This window comes from Enterobacter cloacae complex sp. 309I3, from assembly GCF_050031595.1.
Classification (GTDB): domain Bacteria; phylum Pseudomonadota; class Gammaproteobacteria; order Enterobacterales; family Enterobacteriaceae; genus Enterobacter; species Enterobacter cloacae.
Genome location: NZ_JBLGWI010000001.1, coordinates 347,499 through 363,292, shown reverse-complemented (window position 1 = coordinate 363,292; position 15,794 = coordinate 347,499). Strand labels below are relative to the sequence as shown.

Sequence of the window (15,794 nt, the reverse complement as noted above, 5' to 3'; positions counted from 1 at the left end):
CGACTTTACTCAGGCTCTTGATGAAATCCTAAATTCGCTGTTTAAGCGCTGATTTTCCGCAGCGCCTGCGCCAGCTGTACGCGGGTAAACGGTTTGCGCAGTAGCGCTACATCCGGCAACTGCGGGTTGTGCGTCGGACGTAAATCCTGACCGCTGATCAACAACACCGGCAGTTGCGGGTAGTGGCTGCGCACGTGGTTAATCACCTCCGCCCCGCTCAGGCTGCCCGGCAGCATCAGATCACTGATAAACATGCCGATATCCGGCGAGGCCGCCAGCATGTTCAGTGCCTGCTCACCGCTTTCCGCTTCAAGGGTCAGGTAGCCAAGCTGATGCAGTTGCTCGCACAGGGTCTGACGAACATCGGCCTCATCTTCCAGGACCAGCACCAGCCGTTCGTTTTCAGCGGATGCGGTGGCAGAGTGCGTTTCATCTTCAGGGACGACGGGCAGCGTTGAGCGCGGCAGATGGAGCCGCACGGTGGTGCCTTGTCCCGGCGCGCTTTCAATTTCGACGCGGCCGCCGGACTGACGCACAAAACCGTACACCATCGACAGCCCTAAACCACTGCCACTGCCGGTCTGCTTGGTGGTGAAGAACGGCTCGAACACCCGGGATTTGACCTCCTGCGTCATACCGCTGCCTCGGTCGATCACCTCCAGCGCCACCATATCCTGCCTGCGTCCGTCGCTGCGAGTGACGCGCTGATTCCATGTGCGGATCTTAATCACGCCCGTCTGCCCCTCCATCGCGTCGCGGGCGTTCATCACCAGGTTGATAATGGCGTTTTCGAGCTGGCCAACGTCTATCCACGCCGGCCAGGCCGGGGATTGAGCCTCTATCTCCAGGCTCAGGGTGGCGGGCAAGGAGTGGCGCATCAGCTCTCTGAGATTCTCCAGCAGCGGTTTCATCTCTACCGCATGCGGAGTCAGGGATTGCTTGCGGGAAAAAGCCAGCAGACGCTGGGTCAGCAACGCACCGCGCTCGGCGGCATTGAGCGCGCGGGCGATACGTGTGGCATCACTGGAGTCGGGATCGGTCAGCTCCAGGCTACCGATTATCACCGCCAGCAGGTTGTTGAAATCATGTGCCAGCCCGCCCGTTAGTTGACCAACGGCCTTCATCTTCTGGCTGTGCAGCAGCGCCTCCTCCAGTCCCTGACGCTCGATGCGGTCGATCTCCATCTGGGAGGTTTTCTCTTTCAGTAGACGGGTAGTGTGCTCCAGCGAGGCGGTATTGCGGGCAAAGACGTTAAACGCGCGAGCCAGCTCTCCCAGCTCATCACGCCGCTGCAGCGCGGGCACCGAAACGTCCTGCTCGCCATGGGCAAGACGCGACATCGCCCGGGAGATCGCCGTCAGGTTGGAGCCCAGATTGCGGTAGATATACCAGCAGGCGCAGCCGGTGATGATCAGCGCCAGTACGGCGAATATGCTGATAAACACGCTGATGGACCGCAGCTCCTGATGACTCTGGGCCGTACGCAGCCGGGAAGCCTCCGCCACCTGCTCAACGTACTGATTGATATCGCTATTTAATATCGCCACCAGCGCCTTGATGTGGAACATATACCAGCTTATCGCCAGGTCGCTCTCCTCAAGCTGCTTTGACAGCGGGGCAAGCCTGCGCAGCTCGTCGTTGAAATCGGGCAGAACAAGATTCACCACGGGCTGCGTGGCGCGCTGGGGCAACGTTGCGGTAACGGCGTCCAGCTGCTGAAGGGTGGCGCGCGGTGAGGGGGTATCGATGGCGGCGAGAATCAGCCTGTCCATTTCCGCAAGCTGCTGCGCATCCGGGATGTTGCTGCCAAACCGACGGTTAATATCCTGCAGATGGCGTAAATAGCTCTGGCTTTGATACAGCGAGCTAAGCAGCGCGTTACGCTGCAGATGGCGCCGCTGTCCGCGCTCCAGCATGCCCGTCACGCTTTGCTGTAACTCATTACTGCGACGAATAATGCGCGCCACAAGCCCCGGCTCCTGCTGCGCTAAGGGCGCATCTGCGAGCTGTTCCAGCGAGTGCCGCAGCGCCATTTGGGTCTGCTTCAGGCTCTCGGCCTCTCCTTTGTATTCCAGCGCCCCCACCACCTGCGAAAGCCGTACCGCCGCGGTTGCCACGCTGGCGGTATCGCGGGCGAGATTCATGCTGCCGGTCATGTCATCCAGCGTCTGCTGTTGTACCTGTTCCTGGATCTGGCTGGCATGCCGAAAACCCAGCACCGCCACACCACTGACCATCAGCGTCACCGCCACCACCAACAGATTAAAGATCAGCAGACGACCGCGGGCACTGGCGAAGAACGGCGAGCGTGATGGCATGGGATTGGGCTCCTCTGCAAATGGGTGCCCTCACCCTTGCCCTCTCCCACAGGCAGAGGGAAAAGAGAAATGTGACGGCGATTAGCTATTCATAACTATGACAAATATGAACGGCTTCTGACATTTTGCATTTACGCACCTGTGATGAAGTGCAGATATCAACCTTCACAGGAGATCCGCCATGAGCAGAACCCCGGTACTGGAGATGCGCAGCATTGCCAAAACGTTTGGCAACTTCCACGCGCTCAAGGGTGTGGATTTGACGGTCTTTCCCGGTGAGATCCACGCGCTGATGGGTGAAAACGGCGCGGGAAAAAGCACGCTGATGAAGATCCTCGCGGGCGCCTACACCGCGACCAGCGGCGAGATCCTGATTGACGGTCAGCCGTATCACATTAAAGGCCCGAAGGATGCGCTGGCCGCAGGCATTACCCTGATCTATCAGGAGATGCAACTCGCCCCCAACCTGACGGTTGCGGAAAACATCTTTCTTGGCAGCGAACTCTCGCGCGGCGGACTGGTGCAGCGTAAAGAGATGGCCGCCCAGGCTCAGGCGGTCATCGACCGTCTGGGTGCAAACTTCAACGCCACCGACCTGGTGATGAAGCTGACTATCGCTGAACAACAGCAGGTGGAAATCGCCCGCGCGCTGCACCGTAACAGCCGCATTCTGGTGATGGATGAACCCACTGCCGCCCTCTCCTCGCGTGAAACCCATCGTCTGTTTGAGCTGATCCTGCGCCTGCGGGATGAAGGGATGGCGATCATCTATATCAGCCACCGCATGGCGGAAGTGTACGAACTCTCTGACCGGGTCAGCGTCCTGCGTGACGGGCAATACGTCGGTAGCCTGACGCGCGACAAACTGAACGCGTCTGAGCTGGTGAAAATGATGGTGGGTCGCCCCTTAAGCGATCTGTTCAACAAAGAGCGCGATATCCCGCTCGGCAACCCGCGTCTTAACGTGCATCACCTCACCGACGGTAAAAAAGTCCAACCCTGCAGCCTGCAGGTGCGCTCAGGGGAAATCGTCGGCCTGGCGGGGCTGGTCGGTGCCGGTCGCTCCGAGCTGGCACAGCTCATCTTTGGCGTACGTAAAGCCACGGGCGGAATGATTGAAGTGGACGGCGAGCCGGTGGTGATCCACTCCCCGCGCGCGGCCATTGAAAACGGGATCGGTTTTCTTACCGAGAACCGCAAGGAGCAGGGGCTGTTCCTGGAGCTGGCGGCGCAGGAGAACATCACCATGGCGACGCTGGAGCGCGACGCCACCTTCGGCATGCTTAACCGCAAAAAAGCGCAGTCCATTTCTGACGATGCCATCGCCCTGCTGAATATCCGCGTGCCTCACGCACAGGTCCGCGCGGGCGGTCTGTCAGGCGGTAATCAGCAGAAATTGCTGATCTCCCGCTGGGTGGCGATTGGTCCGCGTATTCTGATCCTCGACGAACCGACGCGCGGTGTCGATGTCGGCGCAAAAAGCGAAATCTACCGCATCATGAACCAGATGGCGCGCAAGGGCGTGGCGATTTTGATGATCTCCAGCGAACTGCCGGAAGTGGTGGGCATGAGCGACCGCGTCTATGTCATGCGTGAAGGCAGCATCGCCGGGGAGCTCCACGGACACGACATCTCTCAGGAAAACATCATGACGCTGGCAACCGGCGTGAACGACTCACATCATCAGGCGGTGCAACTATGACAACTCCAACCCATCCGCAGCAGGTGGCAAAATCTGCCTCCGCCAAAAAAATGCTGATGAGCGATCTGATGCAAACGGTCGGCATTTTGCCCATTCTCATCCTGATCGTGGCGGTTTTTGGCTTTATCGCTCCTAACTTCTTTACCGAAAGCAACCTGCTCAACATTACCCGACAGGCGTCGATCAACATCGTGCTGGCGGCAGGGATGACCTTCATCATCCTGACCGGGGGGATTGACCTCTCCGTCGGGTCTATTCTGGGTACCACGGCGGTCGCCGCGATGGTGGTGTCGTTAATACCGGAATTCGCCGGGCTCTCTATTCCCGCCGCGCTGATGCTCGGCCTGGTGCTGGGGTTGTTCAACGGCGCGCTGGTGGCCTTTGCCGGACTACCGCCGTTTATTGTCACCCTCGGCACCTACACGGCACTGCGGGGCGCAGCGTACCTGCTGGCCGATGGCACGACGGTGATTAACTCGAACATCAATTTTGAGTGGATAGGCAATAACTATCTTGGCCCCGTGCCGTGGCTGGTGGTGATTGCCCTGGCGGTGATTGTGGTGTGCTGGTTTATCCTGCGTCGCACTACGCTTGGCGTTCACATCTATGCGGTAGGCGGCAACATGCAGGCGGCACGCTTAACGGGCATCAAAGTCTGGCTGGTGTTGCTGTTTGTGTATGGCATGAGCGGCCTGCTCTCCGGGTTAGGCGGTGTGATGAGCGCGTCGCGCCTCTACAGCGCCAACGGAAACCTGGGCATGGGTTACGAGCTGGATGCGATTGCGGCGGTGATCCTCGGCGGCACCAGCTTCGTTGGCGGGATCGGCACGATCACCGGCACGCTGGTGGGAGCGCTGATTATCGCCACCCTCAACAACGGCATGACGCTGATGGGCGTCTCCTACTTCTGGCAACTGGTGATCAAAGGGGCGGTGATCATCATTGCGGTGCTGATCGACAAATACCGTACCCGACACCATCAAAGTGCATAACAACAATACCCTACGTGAGGAAGAGAGCATGAGATTGAAGCCCTTAGTGACCGCGCTCTGTGCTGGCGCGCTGCTTGCCGCAACGCCGTTTGCGCAGGCGAAAGATCTGAAGTCCATCGGCGTAACGGTGGGTGACCTGGCCAACCCGTTCTTCGTGCAGATCACCAAAGGTGCCGAGCTGGAGGCGCGCAAGCTGGCGGGGGATAACGTCAAAGTGACGCTGGTCTCCAGCGGGTACGATCTGGGCCAGCAGGTGGCGCAGATCGACAACTTTATTGCCGCCAAAGTGGACATGATCATCCTCAACGCCGCAGATTCTAAAGGGATCGGCCCGGCGGTGAAACGCGCGAAAGAGGCCGGGATCGTGGTGGTCGCGGTTGACGTGGCGGCAGAAGGTGCAGACGCGACGATCACCTCCGATAACACCCAGGCGGGCGAAATGGCCTGTAAGTACATCACCGACCGCCTGAACGGCAAAGGCAATGTAGTGATCATCAACGGACCGCCGGTCTCTGCCGTCCAGAACCGTGTGGAAGGTTGCCAGACCGAGTTCAAAAAACACCCGGATATCAAAGTGCTCTCCGATAACCAGAACGCCAAGGGCAGCCGTGAAGGGGGTCTGGAAGTCATGACCTCGCTGCTGGCGGCCAATCCGAAGATCGATGGCGTCTTCGCGATTAACGATCCGACCGCGATCGGTGCCGATCTGGCGGCGAAACAAGCGCAACGCAACGAGTTCTTTATCGTTGGTGTGGACGGTAGCCCGGACGGCGAAGAAGCCCTGAAGCGGGAAAACTCCCTGTTTGTGGCGACGCCGGCACAAGATCCGCAGGTCATGGCGGCAAAAGCGGTTGAGATCGGCTATGACATTCTACAGGGCAAACCGGCACCGAAAGAGCCTGTGCTGATCCCGGTGACGATGATCGATAAAAAGAACGTCGGCACGTATAAGGGGTGGACGGTTAAGTAACAATTGCGCGGCCCGATGCCCTCACCCTAACCCTCTCCCACAGGGAGAGGGGACTGGGCCGACAAAAAACACAAGGAGTCCCCATGAAACGCTCCGAAATCAACGAAATCCTCGGCCACACGCGGCAGTTTTTCTCCATGCACGACGTGCATCTCCCCCCTTTTGCCAGCTTCCCACCCACAAAATGGCAACAGCTCGATCAGGCCGCCTGGCAAGAAGTGTTTGACCTTAAGCTCGGTTGGGACGTAACGGCCTTTGGCGGCAGCAGCTTTGCCGCGCAGGGGCTCACGCTGTTTACCCTGCGCAACGGCTCACCAAACGGCACGCCGTATGAAAAATGCTACGCCGAAAAAATCATGCACGTACGCGACGGTCAGCTCACGCCCATGCATTTTCACTGGCGCAAACGGGAGGACATCATCAACCGCGGCGGTGGAAATCTCATTATTGAGTTATGGAATGCCGGTGCACAGGCAGAGACCGAAAACACGGACGTCACCGTCACGATAGACGGTTGCCAGCAGACCCACGCCCCCGGCAGCCAGCTGCGCCTTACACCAGGGGAGAGCATCTGCCTGACGCCCGGCCTGTACCACAGTTTCTGGGGTGAACGCGGTTTTGGCGACGTGCTGGTGGGCGAAGTGTCATCGGTCAATGACGATGAACACGACAACCACTTTTTGCAGCCCGTTGCCCGCTATAACAACATCGAAGAAGACGAACCGGCGGTGCTGGTACTGTGCAACGAGTACAACCTGTTTCGGATATAAGGGGTAAATGATGCCATTGATTTCTCTTGCCGACGGTCTTGCGCACGCCAGGCAACATCGCTACGCGCTGGGCGCGTTCAACGTTCTCGACACCCACTTCCTGCGCGCCCTGTTTGCCGCGGCGAAGCAGGAGTGCTCGCCTTTTATCATCAACATCGCCGAAGTGCATTTTAAATACGTGTCGCTGGAGTCGCTTGTCGAAGCGATTAAGTTCGAAGCCGCCCGCCACGCGATCCCCGTGGTACTCAACCTCGACCACGGCCTGCACTTTGACGCCGTGGTGCGCGCCCTGCGCTTAGGGTTCAGCTCCGTGATGTTCGATGGCTCGACACTGAGCTACGAGGAGAATATTCGTCAGACGCGTGAAGTGGTGAAGATGTGTCACGCGGTGGGCGTGTCGGTGGAGGCAGAGTTAGGTGCCGTCGGTGGCGATGAAGGCGGAGCGCTCTACGGCCATGCGGATGAAGCGTACTTTACCGACCCGCAGCTGGCACGGGAATTTGTCGATTCAACCGGCATTGACGCGCTGGCCGTCGCCATTGGCAACGCGCACGGCAAGTATAAAGGCGAGCCAAAGCTCGATTTCCCCCGTCTGGACGCCATTCGCCAGCAGACCGGGCTGCCACTGGTGCTGCACGGCGGCTCCGGGATCAGCGATGCTGATTTTCGTCGCGCCATTGAACTTGGTATTCATAAAATCAATTTCTATACCGGCATGTCCCAGGCCGCCCTTTCCGCCGTTGAGCAGCGTATGGCCAACCGCCAGCCGCTGTACGATGAGTTTGCCGAGCTGCTGCTGGGCATAGAAGAGGCGATTACCGATACGGTTGCCGAACAGATGCGCATCTTTGGCAGCGCGGGGCAGGCATAATGGAACGCAAAGGGATCATCGCCGCGGGCAATATGCTGGTGGATCACGTTCACCAGATCGTGCAATGGCCGGAACGCGGCTGGCTGGCAGAAATTACCCACAGCGAGCGTTCCACCGGCGGCGCGCCGCTTAACGTCCTGCTGACGCTGGCGAAAATGCACGTCGGCCTGCCGCTGCAGGCGGTGGGGCTGATTGGCGAAGACAGCGACGGGGACTACATTCTGGCAATGCTCGACCAGTATCACGTCAATCGACAGCGCGTACAGCGCACCACCTTTGCGCCAACCTCCATGTCGCAGGTGATGACCGACCCCAGCGGACAGCGCACCTTTTTCCACTCACCCGGGGCCAACCGCCTGCTGGATCTCCCCGCGTTTGACCGTCTCGACGGCACAATGAAAATCTTCCACCTCGGCTACCTGCTGCTGCTCGACAGTCTGGATATGCCAGATGACGAATACGGCACCCGCAGCGCACGGCTGCTGGCGCAGATGCGCGAACAGGGGTATGAAACCTCGCTTGATCTGGTCTCCCGCAAGGGCGATCCGCGCTATCAGCCGCTGGTCCTCCCTGCCCTGCGTCATCTCGATTATCTGGTCATTAACGAACTGGAAGCCGGAGAATTTAGCGGCCTTGAGATGCGCGACGGCAACGACGCACCACACGTTGCCCACATCGCTGAAGCCGCCGCGCAGCTGCGGGCGGCAGGCGTCCGGCAGCGGGTGGTGATCCACTGCCCGGAAGGTGCCTGGGGAGAAGCCGCAAACGAAGAAGGACGCTGGATCCCCTCATGGAGGCTGACTCAGGAGGAGATTATTGGCAGCGTCGGCGCGGGCGACGCCTTTTGTGCCGGTTTCTTATATGGCTGTCATGAATCGCTGCCGCTGGCAGAGAGTATTTACCTGGCGCATGCCTGCGCCCGGGCAAGCCTGCTGGCCGCGAATGCCATTGATGGAGCAAAAACGCTGGAGGAATTGACGCGCTTTATTCAGGAGAGCAACGCCTAAATTAACAAAAATTGCGATTTTTGATTACAGTTCTATGAATTTTGCATAGCCGAACTACACTCTCTGCGTCTGGCACATTCGGCGTGGGCAACATATTGCCCACACGCTTTTCCGAAATGAGAGATACAGAGGACAAGGAAAAATGTTCGCAGCAATTATCATCGCTATATTTATTATCAGTGTTATTTATGCGCATTCGCGCGGCAAAGAAAAACAGACGCTTTCCCGTCAACTTTTCGACCACTCCACCTTTATGGCGCCTATCAATATGTTTATGACGGCGTTCTCTTCGCTGCCCGCCAGACAGGCCTTTTTTGAAACCGAGCGCTTTCCGGAATTAAATAAACTGACGGAAAACTGGGAGGTCATTCGCGAAGAGGCGCTGCGTTTGCAGGATCATATTAAGGCGGCACAAAATCATAACGATGCCGGTTTTAACACTTTCTTTAAACGCGGCTGGAAACGGTTTTACCTCAAATGGTATGCCGATGCGCATCCCTCGGCTCAGACCCTGTGCCCCGTTACGACACAACTGGTGAGTGAGATCCCGTCCGTGAAAGCGGCAATGTTTGCCGAACTCCCGGCGGGCGCGAAGCTCGGCAAGCATCGCGATCCCTACGCCGGCTCGGTTCGTTACCATTTAGGCCTGGTCACGCCAAATGACGATCGCTGCTTTATAGAGGTTGACCAGCAGCGCCACAGCTGGCGTGACGGTGAGGCTGTCATCTTTGATGAAACTTACGTGCACTGGGCGGAGAATAAATCGGATCACACGCGGATTATTCTCTTCTGCGATATCGAACGTCCGATGAAATGGCGCTGGGCGCAGGCGGTTAACCACTGGGTCGGGACAACGCTGATGTCAGCGGCCAGCTCCCCCAATGACGATAACGACCGCACCGGGGGAATCAACCGTATCTTCAAATATGTGCACGCCGGGCGAGAACGCGGTCAGCGTCTGAAGAAGCGCAATAGGAAGCTCTATTACGCACTGAAGTACCTGGTCATCACGGCGATTTTCGCCGCGCTTATTGTCGCTGCCATAACGTAAGCACTTACGCCGCCCTATCGGGATGACAGACATCGGCGGCAAAGACGTAGCCCAGCCCGCGGATCGTTTTGATTAATGCGGGCTGGTGCGGATTGGCTTCGATTTTCCGGCGCAGGCGCATGATCAACACGTCGATGGTGCGGTCAAACACATCGGCACTTTCGCTGTGGGTCAGCTCAAGCAGCTGCTCGCGGCTCAGTACCCGGCGGGCGTTCTGGGTAAGCGCCAGCAGCAGGCCGTATTCACCCTGGGTCAACGGTACGGGGTTACGCTGCGGATCGATCAGTTCGCAGCGGGTGGTATCCAGCGTCCAGCCATTAAAAGCAATGCCCGCCACTCGTGGCGCGGGCGTGTCGGCCGCCAGCGCTCCGGTACGCCTGAGCACGGCTTTAACCCGGGCGACCACCACACGCGGATTAAACGGTTTGCCAATGTAATCGTCGGCACCCATCTCCAGCCCTACCACCACGTCAGACTCACTCCCCAGCCCGGTAAGCATCACTACCGGCAGATCCGGGCGTTGCTTTTGCAACTGCAGCAGGACCTGCAGGCCGTTGATATCCGGCAGCATCATGTCCAGCAGGACCAGGGCAATTCCCGGTTCCTGATGAACCCGGTTCAGTGCGTCCTGTCCGTTATGGCAGACGAGCACCGTAAAGACGTGCTCGCTGAGCACATCCTGCAGCAGCTCGCACACTGCCGTATCGTCATCAACCACCAGAATCGCCGGTTTCATCGCATGCTTCCGTCAGGGGATTATGTTAAGTCTGAACTATTCTGCCGTCGGCTCCAGCCAAATGGATTTTTACGTGACGGAATTACAACCCATGTCACATCCGCTGCCTTTTCGACACGTCAATTTTGACGATTGCCTGCTTTTCGTCAGGGTTTTGCCAGGAGAACGCCCGTAAAGTCGAGTGATAACCACACTAAAAACATGGCATAAAATCTGCATTATGGCTGCGAAATGATTAACTGGAGCAGACTGATGAAAAAAGTCGTCACGGTTTGCCCTTATTGTGCCTCAGGTTGCAAGATCCACCTGGTGGTCGATAACGGCAAAATCGTCAGGGCGGAGGCCGCACAGGGGAAAACCAACCAGGGCACGCTGTGCCTGAAAGGGTACTACGGCTGGGATTTTATTAACGATACCCAAATCCTCACCCCGCGCCTGAAAACCCCCATGATCCGCCGTGAACGCGGTGGCAAGCTGGAAGCCGTCTCGTGGAACGAGGCGCTGGACTACGTCGCCACCCGCCTGAGCGCCATTAAGGCTAAATATGGCCCGGATGCGATCCAGACCACCGGGTCATCACGCGGGACGGGTAACGAAACCAACTATGTAATGCAAAAATTCGCGCGCGCCGTTATTGGAACCAATAACGTCGACTGCTGCGCTCGCGTCTGACACGGCCCATCGGTTGCAGGTCTGCACCAGTCGGTCGGAAACGGCGCAATGAGTAATGCAATTAACGAGATAGACAACACCGATCTCGTCTTTATCTTCGGCTATAACCCGGCGGATTCTCACCCGATTGTCGCGAACCACGTTATTCGCGCCAAACAGAACGGGGCGAAAATCATCGTCTGCGATCCGCGCAAAATCGAAACGGCTCGTATTGCAGATATGCACATCGCGTTGAAAAACGGCTCGAACATCGCGCTGTTGAACGCCATGGGGCACGTCATTATTGAGGAGAACCTCTACGACCAGGCGTTTGTCGCCACCCGTACGGAAGGTTTTGAAGAGTATCGGAAAATTGTCGAAGGCTATACGCCAGAATCTGTCGAAGCGATCACCGGCGTCAGCGCGCAGGAGATCCGTCAGGCAGCAAGGATGTACGCCGGAGCGAAAACCGCCGCCATTCTGTGGGGCATGGGCGTGACCCAATTCTATCAGGGCGTGGAAACCGTGCGTTCCCTGACCAGCCTCGCCATGCTGACCGGCAACCTTGGGAAGGCACACGTCGGCGTGAACCCGGTACGCGGTCAGAACAACGTGCAGGGTGCCTGCGATATGGGCGCGCTACCGGACACCTATCCGGGCTATCAGTACGTGAAGTTCCCGGAAAACCGCGCGAAGTTTGCCAAAGCGTGGGGCGTGGAAAGTTTGCCGGAGCACACCGGGTATCGCATCAGCGAGCTGCCGCACCGGGCGGCACATGGTGAAGTGCGGGCGGCTTACATCATGGGCGAAGATCCTCTCCAGACCGACGCCGAGCTCTCTGCAGTGCGTAAAGGGTTTGAGGATCTGGAGCTGGTGATTGTTCAGGACATCTTTATGACCAAAACCGCGGCAGCGGCGGATGTGATTTTACCGTCAACGTCCTGGGGCGAGCATGAAGGAGTTTACACGGCGGCAGACCGTGGCTTCCAGCGCTTCTTTAAAGCGGTGGAGCCGAAGTGGGATCTGAAAACCGACTGGCAGATCATCAGCGAAATTGCCACCCGCATGGGTTATCCGATGCACTACAACAACACCCAGGAGATTTGGGACGAGTTGCGGCATCTGTGTCCGGACTTCTACGGTGCAACTTATGAAAAAATGGGTGAACTGGGGTATATCCAGTGGCCGTGCCGGGATGAGTCTGAGGCCGACCAGGGCACGTCGTATCTCTTTAAAGAGAAATTCGACACCCCAAATGGGCTGGCACAGTTCTTCACCTGCGACTGGGTTGCCCCCATTGATAAACTCACCGATGAGTATCCAATGGTGCTCTCCACCGTGCGTGAAGTGGGCCACTACTCTTGCCGTTCGATGACCGGCAACTGCGCGGCGCTGGCAGCGCTGGCGGACGAACCTGGTTATGCGCAGATCAACACCGCCGACGCTGAACGTCTTGGCATTGAAGACGAAGCGCTGGTATGGGTGAACTCGCGTAAAGGCAGGATCATTACCCGTGCGCAGGTCAGCGATCGTCCCAACAAAGGGGCGGTGTACATGACCTACCAGTGGTGGATTGGCGCCTGTAACGAACTGGTGACGGAGAACTTAAGCCCGATAACCAAAACGCCGGAGTATAAGTACTGCGCCGTACGCGTGGAGCCGATTGCGGATCAGCACGCTGCGGAACAGTATGTGATCGACGAATATAACAAGCTGAAAGCCCGCTTGCGCGAAAGTGCGATGGGATAATGATATTATTTAATTGATGAATAAAGGGAGTGAAATATTCACTCCCTTTTTATTTCCGCTTAACTCATTAAAAATATCAATTATTAATCTGGAAAACTGCTCGCAGAAATAATGTAAATTGCACGAAAAAGAATTACATCTTTGCATTTTGATTCAGATGGATAAGATGTGCGGCGGGTGCTTAAGACTTTCTGTCTTGAGCATTGTTGAGGGACAGAAAGTGGAAAGCCCCGGGAAATATTCATTTACCCGAGGCTACCCCCAACAACCTACAGGTTGAGAGTAGCCTCTTATTCTTTTTTTGACAAGGAGTAAAAGGCATGACGCCATTAAAAACTGCGTTAGGCATTGTCTTTATTATCTGCCTGACGATAGTGATCTTTACCTTTATTACTCGCGGAAAGTTATGCGAACTGACAATAAAGAGTGAACATCAGGAGGTGGCGGCGAAATTAGCCTGCGTTGCAGGCTAACCTCTGCGGGCGGAATGACAGTTCCGCCCGGCTTGCAGGATGCTGAGGTCTTAACGCACCCGTTTTTTTATTCTATGGCCGCGATTATACTGCGCGGCGTGTACCCAGATGATAAGAATCCATGAAACCATTTTTACTGTTGTTATTAATTTTTACGTCGTTCGTCCATGCCGATGAGATTGGCAGCCAGTACAAAGCGCAGGCGGAGGCGGGCGATGCACGCGCTCAGTATTATCTCGCCGACACCTGGTTCAGCTCCGGCGACAGCAAGCAGGCGGCAATGTGGGCAGAGAAAGCGGCAAAAGGGGGCGACATCGATGCCATGGCCCTGTTGTCTCAGATCCACTTTACTCAGGGCGATTACGCTCAGGCTAAAGCGCTGGCAGAGCAGGCCACGATTGCGGGCAGCAAGCGTGGCGCCATTATGCTGGCACGCGTTCTGGTGAATACCCAGGGTGGCAAAACAGACTACCCGCAGGCCATCAAACTGCTGCAGACGGCCACCGAAGATATCGACAACGACTCTGCGGTAGATGCGCAAATGCTGCTGGGTCTGATTTATGCCAACGGTGTAGAAGTGGCCCAGGACGATGCTCTGGCGGCATCGTGGTTTAAGCGCAGCTCATCTCTTTCACGCACCGGCTATGCCGAATACTGGGCAGGGATGCTGTTCCAGCAGGGCGAGAAAGGCTTTATCACGCCCAATAAACAGAAGGCGCTCTACTGGTTGAACCTGAGCTGTACGGAAGGGTTTGATACGGGATGTGAAGAGTTTGATGCGTTGAGCGGAGAATAACGTGCCGGGTGGCGGCTTCGCCTTACCCGGCCTACAAAACCCGTAGGCCCGGTAAGCGCAGCGCCACCGGGCTTAGGATGTTACTGGTCAGCCGTCTTATCAAAACGACCCAGCACCTCGCGTTCATACGCCAGCGCTTTTTTACGGTCGAACTTATGTTCCCACTTGGCAATAACCAGCACCGCCAGCGCGTTTCCAACCACGTTCAGCGCCGTACGCGCCATATCGAGGATACGGTCAACACCGGCGATAAACGCCAGGCCTTCCAGCGGAATACCGACACTGCCAAGCGTCGCCAGCAGCACCACGAAGGAGACACCCGGCACGCCCGCGATCCCTTTTGAGGTCACCATCAGCGTCAGCACCAGCACAATTTCCTGCCACAGCGACAGATCAATGCCGTACAGCTGGGCAATAAAGATGGCTGCGATGCTCTGGTACAGCGTCGAGCCGTCCAGGTTAAAGGAGTAGCCGGTTGGCACCACGAAGCTGGTGATAGAAGCCGGGGCACCATAGGCCTCCATCTTCTCAATAATACGCGGCAGCACGCTTTCAGAGCTGGCCGTGGAGTACGCCAGAATCAGCTCATCTTTCAGAATGCGGATCAGGATCCAGATGCTCAGCCCACACAGGCGCGCCACAATGCCCAGTACCACCAGCGCGAAGAACAGGATGGCGAAATGCACCAGAATTACCAGCTTCGCCAGCGGCCACAGGGAGGCAAAACCGAAGTTCGCCACGGTTACCGCGATAAGCGCAAACACCCCGACCGGCGCGTAACGCATCACCATGTGGGTCACTTTAAACATGGTTTCAGAGATGGAGCGGAACACGGTGACCAGCGGTTCACGGTGCGTGGCAGGCAGAGAGGAAAGACCCAGACCAAAAAGCACCGAGAAGAAGATGATTGGCAGCATCTCGCCCTTCGCCATCGACGCCACAATGTTAGTCGGCACCAGCGACAGGATGGTGCCCATCAGGCCGTGCGCATGGCTCTGCACTTCAGCGGTCGTACTTTGGTATTTCGAAATATCCACCGTCGCAAGTTGCGACATATCGATCCCGGAACCTGGCTGGAAGACATTCGCCAGGGTAATGCCAAGGATGATGGCAATCGTCGTGATCACTTCGAAATAGAGAATGGTTTTTGCACCGATGCGGCCCAGCTGTTTTGCATCACCGACTCCGGCAATACCGACCACCAGCGTCGAGATGACAATTGGCACCACGATCATTTTGATCAAATGAATAAAGATATCGCCCGCCGGGGAGAGCAAGTTCGCAATCAGCCACTCGCGGCTGTCGCTGTGATAATGGAGATAGCTACCCAGCAGGATACCCAGCACAAGGGCCAGCAGGATTTGCCAGGCCAGGCTGACTTTAACGTTTTTCATAGAAACTGACTTCCTCAATGAAGCGCCCTATTCATGCAGACTGCATGAATATGGAGACATACTGAAAGGGTATGAATTGTGTTGCGTTGGTTTATGGGATTTTTTAACGCGGCGTATGAGTATCATCTGCGCGGTGTGTTGCGCAAGCCTTAAAGAACAACGCATTTCACTACGAAAAGCCGTTATGACGCGAGTTTACGATAATTCTTATAAATAACCATTTGTTATAAAAACGATTTTTTATGCGCAAATGTGAATAATCCGTCCGGTAAATTATTTTTCTTCAAAGTTTCATTCGCTCATTTTTCATACGC

Annotated in this window: 13 protein-coding genes; 10 read left to right on the top strand and 3 right to left on the bottom strand. The window is 56.7% G+C overall.

What is annotated here, in order from left to right; translation table 11 throughout:
- Nucleotides 1–41: 41 nt before the first annotated feature.
- Nucleotides 42–2,318, bottom strand: a complete 2,277-nt coding sequence (locus ACQG22_RS01685; RefSeq protein WP_336340732.1) for an ATP-binding protein — start codon at nucleotides 2,316–2,318, stop codon at nucleotides 42–44.
- A 181-nt stretch (nucleotides 2,319–2,499) separates the two neighbouring features.
- Between ACQG22_RS01685 and ACQG22_RS01680 the strand changes: the two genes are divergently transcribed.
- The 7 genes from ACQG22_RS01680 (at nucleotide 2,500) to lpxO (ending at nucleotide 9,681) form a co-directional block, all read left to right on the top strand.
- Complete coding sequence (locus ACQG22_RS01680) at nucleotides 2,500–4,020, top strand: sugar ABC transporter ATP-binding protein (protein WP_038418478.1); 1,521 nt, start codon at nucleotides 2,500–2,502, stop codon at nucleotides 4,018–4,020.
- Nucleotides 4,017–5,012 carry an ABC transporter permease subunit gene (locus tag ACQG22_RS01675; protein ID WP_013095095.1) on the top strand — a complete coding sequence of 332 codons (996 nt, stop codon included), beginning with the start codon at nucleotides 4,017–4,019 and terminating at the stop codon, nucleotides 5,010–5,012. Before ACQG22_RS01680 ends, ACQG22_RS01675 begins: the two co-directional genes overlap by 4 nt.
- Nucleotides 5,013–5,040: 28 nt before the next feature.
- Nucleotides 5,041–5,982 carry an ABC transporter substrate-binding protein gene (locus tag ACQG22_RS01670; protein ID WP_013095094.1) on the top strand — a complete coding sequence of 314 codons (942 nt, stop codon included), beginning with the start codon at nucleotides 5,041–5,043 and terminating at the stop codon, nucleotides 5,980–5,982.
- 83 nt (nucleotides 5,983–6,065) lie between these two features.
- A complete protein-coding gene (locus ACQG22_RS01665; protein ID WP_020684559.1) occupies nucleotides 6,066–6,752 on the top strand; it encodes a D-lyxose/D-mannose family sugar isomerase in 687 nt (228 codons plus the stop codon).
- A 10-nt stretch (nucleotides 6,753–6,762) separates the two neighbouring features.
- Nucleotides 6,763–7,623, top strand: coding sequence for a ketose 1,6-bisphosphate aldolase (locus ACQG22_RS01660; RefSeq protein ID WP_048970957.1), 861 nt, complete (start codon nucleotides 6,763–6,765; stop codon nucleotides 7,621–7,623).
- On the top strand, nucleotides 7,623–8,630 hold the full coding sequence (locus ACQG22_RS01655) for a carbohydrate kinase family protein (protein WP_020684557.1): 1,008 nt from the start codon (nucleotides 7,623–7,625) through the stop codon (nucleotides 8,628–8,630). The genes ACQG22_RS01660 and ACQG22_RS01655 overlap by 1 nt, the downstream gene beginning before the upstream one ends.
- Nucleotides 8,631–8,772: 142 nt before the next feature.
- Nucleotides 8,773–9,681 carry a lipid A hydroxylase LpxO gene (gene lpxO / locus ACQG22_RS01650; protein ID WP_040023656.1) on the top strand — a complete coding sequence of 303 codons (909 nt, stop codon included), beginning with the start codon at nucleotides 8,773–8,775 and terminating at the stop codon, nucleotides 9,679–9,681.
- 4 nt (nucleotides 9,682–9,685) lie between these two features.
- Here the strand turns inward: lpxO and ACQG22_RS01645 are convergent, their stop codons facing one another.
- Nucleotides 9,686–10,417, bottom strand: a complete 732-nt coding sequence (locus ACQG22_RS01645; RefSeq protein WP_013095088.1) for a response regulator — start codon at nucleotides 10,415–10,417, stop codon at nucleotides 9,686–9,688.
- Nucleotides 10,418–10,669: 252 nt separating this feature from the next.
- On the opposite strand from ACQG22_RS01645, the gene fdhF reads away from it, so the two are divergent.
- The 3 genes from fdhF (at nucleotide 10,670) to ACQG22_RS01630 (ending at nucleotide 14,086) form a co-directional block, all read left to right on the top strand.
- On the top strand, nucleotides 10,670–12,817 hold the full coding sequence (gene fdhF / locus ACQG22_RS01640) for a formate dehydrogenase subunit alpha (RefSeq protein WP_077681898.1): 2,148 nt from the start codon (nucleotides 10,670–10,672) through the stop codon (nucleotides 12,815–12,817).
- Nucleotides 12,818–13,137: 320 nt separating this feature from the next.
- Complete coding sequence (locus ACQG22_RS01635; protein WP_013095084.1) at nucleotides 13,138–13,290, top strand: Hok/Gef family protein; 153 nt, start codon at nucleotides 13,138–13,140, stop codon at nucleotides 13,288–13,290.
- 121 nt (nucleotides 13,291–13,411) lie between these two features.
- Nucleotides 13,412–14,086 (top strand): tetratricopeptide repeat protein, encoded by a 675-nt coding sequence (locus ACQG22_RS01630; protein WP_038980834.1) that lies wholly within the window; start codon nucleotides 13,412–13,414, stop codon nucleotides 14,084–14,086.
- 80 nt (nucleotides 14,087–14,166) lie between these two features.
- Here the strand turns inward: ACQG22_RS01630 and gltP are convergent, their stop codons facing one another.
- Nucleotides 14,167–15,480 (bottom strand): glutamate/aspartate:proton symporter GltP, encoded by a 1,314-nt coding sequence (gene gltP, locus ACQG22_RS01625; RefSeq protein WP_013095082.1) that lies wholly within the window; start codon nucleotides 15,478–15,480, stop codon nucleotides 14,167–14,169.
- Nucleotides 15,481–15,794 lie beyond the last annotated feature (314 nt).